Genomic DNA, 9,458 nt, shown 5'->3' with positions numbered 1-9,458 from the left:
TGGCGCCGATCAGCGTGACGATCTCGCCGCGATTGACGTCCAGATCCACGCCCTTCAGCGCGATGATCTTGCCGTAATAGGCCTTCACGCCGCGCACCGAGAGCAGCGCCCCCTGCCCGGCGGCAGCCGCGGGGGCGGACATTGCCAGAGCCTCGCTCATGCGCCCACCTCCTCTTCCACTGCGCCCACCTCATCGTCATCGACGCCGAGATAGGCCGCGATCACTCTGGGATCGCTGCGCACATCCGCCGGCGTGCCGTCAGCGATCATGCGGCCGTAGTCGAGCACCACGACGTGATCGGAAATCTGCATCACCACGCTCATGTCGTGCTCGATCAGGATGATCGAGACGTCATGTTCCTTGCGGATGAACAGCAGCAGTTCGTTGAGTTCGGCGGATTCGCGCGGGTTGAGGCCCGCCGCCGGCTCGTCCAGACACAGCAGTTCCGGCACGGTGCACATGGCACGGGCGATTTCCAGCCGGCGCTGCGCGCCATAAGGCAGGTCGGCCGCCGGATGATCGGCGCGGTCGATCAGCCCGACCCGGTCCAGCCAGTAGCGCGCCCGCTCGATCGCCTCGGCATGGGCCTTGCGATAGGTCGGAAAGCCGAACAGGCCGGCAAACGAGAACACCGACGCCTTCATCAGCGTGCGGTGCTGGGCCACCATCAGGTTTTCCAGCAGCGTCATGCCGCCGAACAGGCGGATGTTCTGGAAGGTGCGCGCCACCTTGGCGCGGCCGGAGATCTCGAAATCCGGCATCCGCTCCAGAAGAAACTGCCGGCCCTGACGGTCCTTCACCGCCAGACGGCCTTCGGTCGGTTTGTAGAAGCCGGTGATGCAGTTGAACACCGTCGTCTTGCCGGCCCCGTTGGGGCCGATCAGGGCGGTGATGTCGCCGCGGCCGACATTGAAGGAGAGGTCGCCGACAGCCGTCAGGCCGCCGAACCGCATGGTCAGGTGCTCCACGGTGAGCACCGGGTTCTGTTGCCAGCGCATCAGCCGTGGCCCTCCCCTACGAGCGAGGCATCGATGGCCTTCGCCTTCTTGCCAAGGGCAACGGTCGGCTTGCGCGCCGAGACCACGCCGCGCGGACGCCAGATCATGATCAGCACCATGGCCATGCCGAACACCAGCATGCGGTATTCATCGAGGCCGCGGAACAGCTCGAAGCCGCCGATCATCACCGTTGCCGCCACCACGACGCCGATCTGGCTGCCGAGGCCGCCGAGCACGACAATCGCCAGGATCACCGCCGATTCCATGAAAGTGAAGGATTCCGGCGAGATGAAGCCCTGACGGGTGGCAAAGAACGAGCCGGCGAAGCCGCCGAACATCGCGCCGGTGGCAAAGGCCGAGAGCTTGGTCATCGTGGTGTTGATACCGAGCGAGCGGCAGGCGATCTCGTCCTCGCGCAGCGCCTCCCAGGCCCGGCCGACCGGCAGGCGGCGCAGCCGCGTGGTGGCGAATGCCGTCAGCAGCGCCAGCGCCAGAATGAGATAATAAAGGAAGATGATGCGGTGAACGGCGCTGTATTCCAGCCCGAAGGTTGCGGCAAAGCCGCCCTCGCCGCGCGTGAATTCGATGCCGAAAAAGCTCGGACGCGGAATGCCGGAAATGCCGTTCGGCCCGCCGGTGAACCACGCCCAGTTGAGCAGCACGATACGGATGATCTCGCCGAAGGCCAGCGTGACGATGGCCAGATAGTCGCCGCGCAGCCGCAGCACGGGAAAACCCAGCGTCATGCCCCAGCACGCGGCCAGCACGCCCGCCAGCGGCAGGCACAGCCAGAACGACCAGCCGAAATATTGCGCCAGCAGCGCATAGGAATAGGCCCCGACCGCATAGAACGCGACGTAGCCGAGATCGAGCAGGCCGGCGAGGCCGACCACGATGTTCAGGCCCCAGCCCAGCATCACATAGGTGAGCACGAGAATGGCGAGGTCGAGCACATAGCGGTTCTGCGTCGGAAACGCACTGCCGAGGATGACCGGCAGCAGCAGGGCGAGCGCCAGCAGCAGCGGCCCGAGCACCCGGCCGATGGCCGACAGGGTGGCCGGCCGCGGAGCCAGAGCGGCGAGCACGCCCGTGGCCGGACGGTCGGTCTTGAACACGAACAGGTTCAGCAGCAGGCGACCGGCGAACACGATAGCGACCGCAATCGCCACCGCCATCCAGCGGTGCTCCAGCTCAAGGCCGCCGGTGGTGGTGACGGTCTTGAGGCCGATGGTCGGGCCAAACAGCGCCAGCGCGATCACGCCGGCAACGATGGCATCCTTCAGCGAGGCGCTGAAGCGTTGGGAGGCATTCTTTGCGGCCATCAGACCTTCTCCACCTCGGGCTTGCCCAGCAGGCCGGAGGGCATGAAGATCAGCACGATCGCGAGAATGGAGAACGCGGCCACGTCCTTGTATTCGATCGAGAAATAGCCGGACCAGAAGGTCTCGATCAGCCCGATCAGCAGGCCGCCCAGCATGGCCCCCGGCAGCGAGCCGATGCCGCCCAGAACCGCCGCCGTGAAGGCTTTAACGCCGGCGATGAAGCCGATGTAAAAATCGATCACGCCGTAATAAAGCAGGTACATGACGCCGGCGACGGCAGCCAGAGCCGCGCCCATCACGAAGGTGAGCGAGATCGTGCGGTCGACATTGACGCCCAGCAGCGCGGCCATTTTCATGTCCTGCTCGCAGGCGCGCTGCGAGCGGCCGAGAGAGGTCCTGGAAATGAGCATCGTGAAGCCGATCATCAGCAGCACGGTGGTGACCACGATCAGCAGCTGGATGTTCGACACGCGCACCGCGAAATCGCCGGAATCGATCAGCGTGTAACCGCCGGTGATGATCGGCTGCAGCGGCTTCACGCGGGCATCCTGCGTGATCTGGATGTAGTTCTGCAGGATGATCGACATGCCGATGGCCGTGATCAGCGGCGCAAGGCGGAAGGAACCGCGCAGCGGACGATAGGCGATGCGCTCCACCGTCCACCCCCACACCGCCGTCAGCACCATGGCAATCAGCACCACCAGCGCCAGCGCCAGAAAGATGACACCGATGCCAGAGGCCGCCGTCAGCCCGAGGCCGACGATCACGATCAGTGCAAGGAACGAGCCCACCATGAAAATGTCGCCGTGGGCAAAGTTGATCATGCCGATGATGCCGTACACCATCGTATAGCCGATTGCGATCAGCCCGTAGATCGAGCCGAGGGCAACGCCATTAATCAGCTGTTGCAGGAAATAATCCATTTATACGCTAACCTCTGAAGGTTGCCGGGCACTATATCGCCAGCCTCTTGCGATGTTATCGTGCCCTGTTTTGTATTTTTGCCCCCAACCGCCCTGAGCGGCTGCATCGCTGCGCCGCGCGGACGGGCCCATGCAGGCAGCACGCGCCGGTATCGCCCGGCCATCACCCGGAACCGGACCCGCATGCACGACGAGAAACGCGCGCCCGGCCGCAACGCCACGTCCGGGCCCCCGGCCGTGCACAATCGCACGTTCATGCAGGACGTCTGTGCCTTTCCGGCCCGGCTTCTGCGCCCGGACGGCGCCCTCCGCGGCGAGTGACCCCGTCCGCCCGTCGCCGGCCGCCGGCAGACCCGGGGCAGACAGAAACGGCAGACAGCACATGGCAGGGGTCGGGCGCGGATCAGCCGGCAAGATTCACTCCGGTTGGTGATGCACTGCACAAGAGCTGCGCAGCGCCCATTCGTGCTCGAACAATGGGCAATGGCGACTGTGCGCCGGGTCCCTGCCGCCGTCAACGCCCCTCGTTCCGGTTCCACAACGAAAAGCCACAGAATCGTCTCAGATTTGACGTCGCACCTGTGCGCAGACGGCGCGTGCGCAGGACGGACGCCACCCGCCGGCGCCACCCGGCACCGGTTTTCGCCGCCGGAAGCGCCATCAGCCCCACATCGTCGGTTGCGCCGCACGCCGCCGGCCGGCTGCCCTTGACCGGCGCGCCGCGGTTTCGCACCGTCCCGACAACGCAAGCCGCGGGCCGCGCCCCATGCCGGCCGCAGAACCATGCCGGCAAACCCTGCCGGCCGAAAAAACGGGCCCGATTCCCGGGGGGAAGAAACGCCATGGACAAAGAACCGGTCTGTCTGGTGCCGGCGGGCGATCGCTGCGGCGAGGGCGCCGTCTGGTCCGCCGACGAGCGCGCCCTCTACTGGACCGATATCAACCGCTTCCTCGTGCACCGCTTTCGCCCGGCCGACGGCTGCGTGCGCAGCTGGCTGTTCGACGAACCGGTGGTGGCGCTGGCGCTTACCACGCGGCCGGGCCAGATGCTGGTTGCGCTCGGCTCCCGCCTCATTGTGTGGCGGCCGGCGGGCGACGAGCGCACCGCGCAGGGCTTCATCCTGCCCGGCAGCCCGGCCGTGCGCCTCAACGACGGCCGGCCCGACCCCGACGGGCGGTTCTGGATCGGTTCGATGCGCAACAACGTGGCCCCGAACGGCGACGACCTGCCCGCCGGGGGCACCGATGGCGTGCTCTATCGCGTCGCCGCCGGCGGCGAGGCCGTCGCCTGCCGCACCGGCATCGGCATTTCCAACACCCTGTGCTGGAGCCCGGACCGGCGCACCTTCTATTTCGCCGATACCCTCGCCAACGCCATCCGCGCCTATGACTATAATGGCCCGCTCGGCGAGATTTCCGGCGAGCGGCCGTTCTTCTGCGATTTCTCCCGCGGCGCGCCCGACGGTTCGGCCATCGATTCCCGCGGCTATCTCTGGAACTGCCGCTACGGCGGCGGCTGCATCGTGCGCATTTCGCCCGCCGGGCAGGTGGATCGCATTGTGGAAATGCCGGTTTCCAACATCACCACCTGCACGTTCGGCGGGGCGGACCTGAAAACGCTGTTCATCACCACCGCCGCAAAGCCCGGCGAGCGGCTTTCCGGCAGCCTGTTCGCGCTGGGCGTGGACGTGCCCGGGCTGCCGGAAAACCGGGTCGCTCTGGATTGATCCGCCAACCCGTTCGTCTGCAAACAACTGGCCCGCGGCTTGCATCGCCCCGGCCGGCGATTTCGGCTGCGCGGCCGCCCCTCAGGCGGCGCGATGCACCCGCGGTTGCCGGATTTTCGGCGGTCATCACTTCAGCGGTCATCGGCGGCGGCATGGCGGCACGCGCGCAAACGGGGTGTCAGCGCGCGTCACCCGGCCATGCCGGCCCGCCACTTCTAGCGAGGGACTGGGCGACATGGACGTGCAGACGACCGGCGTGACCTATGAAAAGGTCGATACAGCCTATTTTGAGAAACGCGGCCTGAAGCGCTATGCGGGCGTTGCCTCGCTGTGGGCGCTGGGCGTGGGCGCGGTGATTTCCGGCCATTTCTCCGGCTGGAATCTCGGCCTCGGCTCGGGCGGATGGGGCGGCATGTTCATTGCCGCGGTGCTCATCGCCATCATGTATCTCGGCCTGACCTTCTCCATTGCCGAGATGTCGCCGGCCCTGCCCCACACGGGCGCGGCCTATTCCTTCGCCCGCACCGCGATGGGGCCCTGGGGCGGGTTCATCACCGGGCTGTGCGAGAACGTGGAATATGTCATCACGCCCGCCGTGGTGGTGTTCTTCATCGGCTCCTATCTGGGCTCCATCTTCGGCACGCCGCCGGAATTCCAGCCGGTCTACTGGGTGTTCGGCTATGTGGTGTTCGTCGGCCTCAACGTGGTCGGCGTGGAACTCTCGTTCCGCGTCACGCTGGTCGTCACGCTGCTGGCGCTCGCCTGCCTCGTGGCGTTCTGGGTCAGTGCCTTCCCGGTGATGGATTTCTCGCGCTGGGCGCTCAACATCGCCGCCGACGGCACGCAGCTTCCCGATGGCAACGGGCCGTTCCTGCCCCACGGCATCGGCGGCGCGCTGGCGGCCATGCCGTTCGCCGTCTGGCTGTTCCTCGCCATCGAGCAACTGCCGCTGGCGGCGGAGGAATCGGTCGATCCCAGGCGCGACATGCCGCGCGGCATCATCCTCGGCATCCTGACGCTGATCGTTTCGGCGTTCATGATCCTGTGGCTGAATTCCTCGGTGCCCAACGGCTCGTTCGCCCTTGCCACCTCCGGCGAGCCGCTGCTCGACGGCTTCCGCGCCATCTACGGCTCGGGCCTTGCCAAGGTGCTGGCGCTGATTGCCGTGATCGGCCTCATCGCCTCGTTCCACACCATCATCTATGCGCAGGGCCGGCAGATCTATTCGCTGTCGCGGGCGGGCTATTTCCCGCGCTGGCTCTCCATCACCCACGGCACGCGCAAGACACCGCATGTGGCGATGCTGGCGGGGGCCATCGTGGCGCTGGCGCTGATGCTGGTGGTGTGGTTCTCGGTCGGCGCGGAACGCGGCTCGGCCATCATCGGCGGCACGCTGCTCAACATGGCGGTGTTCGGCGCCATGCTGTCCTACATCATGCAGGCGCTGTCCTGCATTCTGCTCAAGACCCGCCACGCCCACATCGAACGGCCCTACAAGAGCCCGTTCGGCATCGCCGGCGCGGCGCTGACCGTCATCATCGCCGTGGTCACGCTGGGCTTCCAGCTGGCCGATCCCACCTACCGCGCCGGCGTCATCGGCGTTGCGATCTGGTTTGCGCTCGGCATCGTCTATTTCGCCATCGCCGGCCGGCACAAGCTGGTGCTGTCGCCGGAGGAGGAGTTCGCTCTGACCAAGGGCGAAGCGGAATACCGGACGTACTGAACCGGGCCGCAAACCCGCACCGGCCCTGTGCGCGCAACCGCGATGCAGAGGGCCGGGATGCAGAAGACCGGGCCGCGCGCACCCCGCGCGGCCCGGCGCCTCTCACACCGTCAGCGGCACGCCCCGCTCCAGAAAAGCGGTCATGCGGGCGAGGTCGGGCCCCAGGTCGTAGCCCTGTGCGGCGACCCAGTCGTCGTTGAAATAGGTCGACCGGTAACGCTCACCGGAATCGCACAGCAGCGTGACCACCGAACCGGTCTCGCCGCGCGCCATCATCGCGGAAATGATCAGCGCCGTTGCCCACATGTTGGTGCCGGTGGAGCCGCCGCACGGGCGGTGCAGCGTGTTGCTGATGGCGCGCATGGCGGCAAGGCTGGCGGTGTTGGCCACCGGAATCATGCAGTCGATCAGCTCCGGCAGGAACGAGGGCTCCACCCGCGGCCGGCCGATGCCCTCGATGCCGGGCGCCGGATTTTCCAGCACGCGCACCGAGCGGTCGCAGAAATGGCGGTGGAACACCGAGCTTTCCGGATCGGCCACGCACAGCCGCGTGGGCAGGCGGCGATAACGGATGTAGCGGCCGATGGTGGCCGAGGTGCCGCCGGTGCCGGCGCTGCACACGATCCACCGCGGCACGGGATCGCTTTCCGCCGCCATCTGGCTGAACAGCGACTGCGCGATGTTGTTGTTGCCGCGCCAGTCGGTCGCCCGCTCGGCAAAGGTGAACTGATCCAGATAATGGCCGCCGGTTTCCGCCGCCAGCCGCTCGGCCGCGCCGTAGACGTCACCGGCCTTCTCCACGAAGAACACCTGACCGCCCTTCTGCTCGATCATCGCCACCTTCTCCGCCGAGGTGGAGCGCGGCACGACGGCGATGAAGGGCAGCCCCAGCATGCGCGCGAAATAGGCCTCGGAAACCGCGGTCGAACCGCTGGAAGCCTCGATCAGCGTCGTCTGCGGCCCGACCCGGCCGTTGCACAGCGCGTAGAGGATCAGCGAGCGCGCCAGCCGGTGCTTGAGCGAGCCGGTCGGATGGCTCGATTCGTCCTTGAGGTAGAGTCCGATGCCGGCAACCGGCAGATCGACCTTGATGAGGTGGGTATCGGCCGAGCGGGTGTAATCGGCATCGATCCGCCGGATCGCCTCGAACACCCAGTCGCGGTCGTAGCCGGGCGCAGACGCGGCGGGATCGAGGGCAATCAGCGCCTCTGCAGGCGAAATCGCGGGCAGGCCCATGGCAACACACCTTCCGGTCTGGTGGCGGCCCGTGCAGCCGCCGGCATCATTGCGGGACAGAACGGCGCCGGCCGCGCCGGAAACGCCCGTTCAGCGTCGGAAATCCATTATCATTTATACGGTAATACAGAAAGCATTTTCTATTTAGCCCCGATATAAGCGCAATATACTTCCGCTCTGCTGCGCAGGACCGGAATGTGCCCGCCGGTGACGGCTCCGTGCCGGCCTCTCATGCCACTGGCGCGGCGGGCGCGGCTGTGGTGTGCTCGGCACGATCCAGCTTCCGGGGCAATTCCAATGGCTTATCTCTATCTCGCGCTGGCCATCGTTGCCGAGGTCATCGGCACGTCGGCCCTCAAGGCCTCTGAACAGTTCACCCGTCTCGGCCCCACCATCATCACCGCCATCGGCTATGGCGCGGCGTTCTGGCTGCTCAGCCTTTCGCTGCGCCAGATCCCGGTCGGCGTTGCCTATGCGATGTGGTCCGGCCTCGGCGTGGTGCTGATCGCATCCGTCGGGGTCGTGCTCTATGGCGAGAAACTCGACCTTGCCGCCATCGTCGGTTTCGCGCTCATCATTGCCGGCTGCCTCGTTCTCAACCTCGTTTCGCGCAGCGGCGGCCACTGACCATGCCGCGCAGGAGCCCGACCATGCTGCACCGGACGCCCCTTCGCCGCCGCCGGACGCCCGCCGGCCCGGCCGCGCTCGCCGGCCTGTTGGTCTGCGTGGCGGCGGCCGCGCTTTTCTGGCTGGCCGGTCCGCCGGCGGCCGGCGCCGCCACCGCCGCACCGGTGGCGTGGAAGGCACTGCTGATCGCCGGTGACGACAGCGAGCCGGTGTTCGCCAACGGCGTCGATGAAATGCGGCGGCGGCTGATGAGTTTCGGCGTGAAGGCCCCCGACATCACCGTGCTGAAGGCCGGCGTCCGCTCGCCGGCCGTGCGGGCCACCAGCGACAACATCGACCGCTCGTTCGACCGCCTCGATGCCCCCGGCGGCACCGGCTGCTTCGTGTTCATCACCTCCCACGGCCAGCCGCACGGCGGCCTGATCATGAGCGACGAGGAGGCCTACCTGCCGCCGGATTATCTCGCCCGCCGGCTGGACGAGACCTGCGGCACCCGGCCGACGGTGGTGATCGCCTCGGGCTGCTATTCCGGCCAGTTCACGGCCGACCGGCGGCTGGCAACCCCGCACCGCATCGTGCTGGCGGCCGCGCGGGCCGACCGGCCGTCGTTCGGCTGCGGGGTGGATTTCCGCTACACCTTCTACGACGCCTGCCTGCTCGGCGCCCTGCGGCAGGGCAGCCCCTGGCAGGCCATTGCCCGCAGCGTCGATGCCTGCGTGACAAGGCGCGAACGACAGGAAGGGTTCGAGGCCTCGCGCCCGCAGGCCGTGTTCGGCCGCAGCGTCGGCAGTCTCACCGCCTTCTGAACGCCGGCTTCCGAACGCCCGCCGCCGCCACGGGCAGGCCATTCACCCGCCGGCAACCGGAAGCCGCACCCCCAAAAGCAACAGGCCGGCGGAAC

The 9,458-nt window shown here is 67.2% G+C and carries 8 protein-coding genes and 1 pseudogene; 4 read left to right on the top strand and 5 right to left on the bottom strand.

Annotated features, from left to right (window positions below):
* The 4 genes and pseudogenes from V7067_RS12540 to V7067_RS12525 all read right to left on the bottom strand — a co-directional run.
* Nucleotides 1-160, bottom strand: a pseudogene (locus V7067_RS12540) (ABC transporter ATP-binding protein); the annotation flags it as partial.
* Nucleotides 157-999 (bottom strand): ABC transporter ATP-binding protein, encoded by an 843-nt coding sequence (locus V7067_RS12535; protein ID WP_334176241.1) that lies wholly within the window; start codon nt 997-999, stop codon nt 157-159. The pseudogene V7067_RS12540 and the gene V7067_RS12535, both read right to left, overlap by 4 nt.
* Nucleotides 999-2,321 carry a high-affinity branched-chain amino acid ABC transporter permease LivM gene (livM, locus tag V7067_RS12530; protein ID WP_334176240.1) on the bottom strand — a complete coding sequence of 441 codons (1,323 nt, stop codon included), beginning with the start codon at nt 2,319-2,321 and terminating at the stop codon, nt 999-1,001. Before livM ends, V7067_RS12535 begins: the two co-directional genes overlap by 1 nt.
* Nucleotides 2,321-3,244 carry a branched-chain amino acid ABC transporter permease LivH gene (locus tag V7067_RS12525; protein WP_334176239.1) on the bottom strand — a complete coding sequence of 308 codons (924 nt, stop codon included), beginning with the start codon at nt 3,242-3,244 and terminating at the stop codon, nt 2,321-2,323. Before V7067_RS12525 ends, livM begins: the two co-directional genes overlap by 1 nt.
* Before the next feature lie 842 nt (nt 3,245-4,086).
* On the opposite strand from V7067_RS12525, the gene V7067_RS12520 reads away from it, so the two are divergent.
* Entirely contained in the window at nt 4,087-4,971 is an 885-nt protein-coding gene (locus V7067_RS12520; RefSeq protein WP_334176238.1) for an SMP-30/gluconolactonase/LRE family protein, read from the top strand.
* 235 nt (nt 4,972-5,206) lie between these two features.
* A complete protein-coding gene (locus tag V7067_RS12515) occupies nt 5,207-6,694 on the top strand; it encodes an amino acid permease (RefSeq protein ID WP_334176237.1) in 1,488 nt (495 codons plus the stop codon).
* 102 nt (nt 6,695-6,796) lie between these two features.
* Here V7067_RS12515 and V7067_RS12510 read toward each other — a convergent pair whose 3' ends face one another.
* Entirely contained in the window at nt 6,797-7,930 is a 1,134-nt protein-coding gene (locus tag V7067_RS12510; protein ID WP_334176236.1) for a PLP-dependent cysteine synthase family protein, read from the bottom strand.
* Nucleotides 7,931-8,227: 297 nt separating this feature from the next.
* On the opposite strand from V7067_RS12510, the gene V7067_RS12505 reads away from it, so the two are divergent.
* Together V7067_RS12505 and V7067_RS12500 are read left to right on the top strand one after the other, a co-directional pair.
* The gene (locus tag V7067_RS12505) at nt 8,228-8,557 is read left to right on the top strand and encodes a multidrug efflux SMR transporter (RefSeq protein ID WP_334176235.1); all 330 of its coding nucleotides are present in this window, start codon (nt 8,228-8,230) and stop codon (nt 8,555-8,557) included.
* Nucleotides 8,558-8,580: 23 nt separating this feature from the next.
* Nucleotides 8,581-9,363: a C13 family peptidase gene (locus tag V7067_RS12500; protein ID WP_334176234.1), complete on the top strand. Its 783-nt coding sequence runs from the start codon at nt 8,581-8,583 to the stop codon at nt 9,361-9,363.
* The last annotated feature ends 95 nt before the right edge of the window (nt 9,364-9,458 follow it).

Source organism: Pseudoxanthobacter sp., from assembly GCF_036822375.1.
Taxonomy (GTDB): Bacteria; Pseudomonadota; Alphaproteobacteria; order Rhizobiales; family Segnochrobactraceae; genus Pseudoxanthobacter.
The sequence above is the reverse complement of the archived record's forward strand: the minus strand, read 5'-3'. Positions and strand labels throughout refer to the sequence as shown.

Bases quoted from the DNA above. Each gene is read 5' to 3' on its own strand.
- V7067_RS12535 (WP_334176241.1), bottom strand. From the start codon at position 999: ATGCGCTGGCAACAGAACCCGGTGCTCACCGTGGAGCACCTGACCATG.
- livM (WP_334176240.1), bottom strand. From the start codon at position 2,321: ATGGCCGCAAAGAATGCCTCCCAACGCTTCAGCGCCTCGCTGAAGGAT.
- V7067_RS12525 (WP_334176239.1), bottom strand. From the start codon at position 3,244: ATGGATTATTTCCTGCAACAGCTGATTAATGGCGTTGCCCTCGGCTCG.
- V7067_RS12520 (WP_334176238.1), top strand. From the start codon at position 4,087: ATGGACAAAGAACCGGTCTGTCTGGTGCCGGCGGGCGATCGCTGCGGC.
- V7067_RS12515 (WP_334176237.1), top strand. From the start codon at position 5,207: ATGGACGTGCAGACGACCGGCGTGACCTATGAAAAGGTCGATACAGCC.
- V7067_RS12510 (WP_334176236.1), bottom strand. From the start codon at position 7,930: ATGGGCCTGCCCGCGATTTCGCCTGCAGAGGCGCTGATTGCCCTCGAT.
- V7067_RS12505 (WP_334176235.1), top strand. From the start codon at position 8,228: ATGGCTTATCTCTATCTCGCGCTGGCCATCGTTGCCGAGGTCATCGGC.
- V7067_RS12500 (WP_334176234.1), top strand. From the start codon at position 8,581: ATGCTGCACCGGACGCCCCTTCGCCGCCGCCGGACGCCCGCCGGCCCG.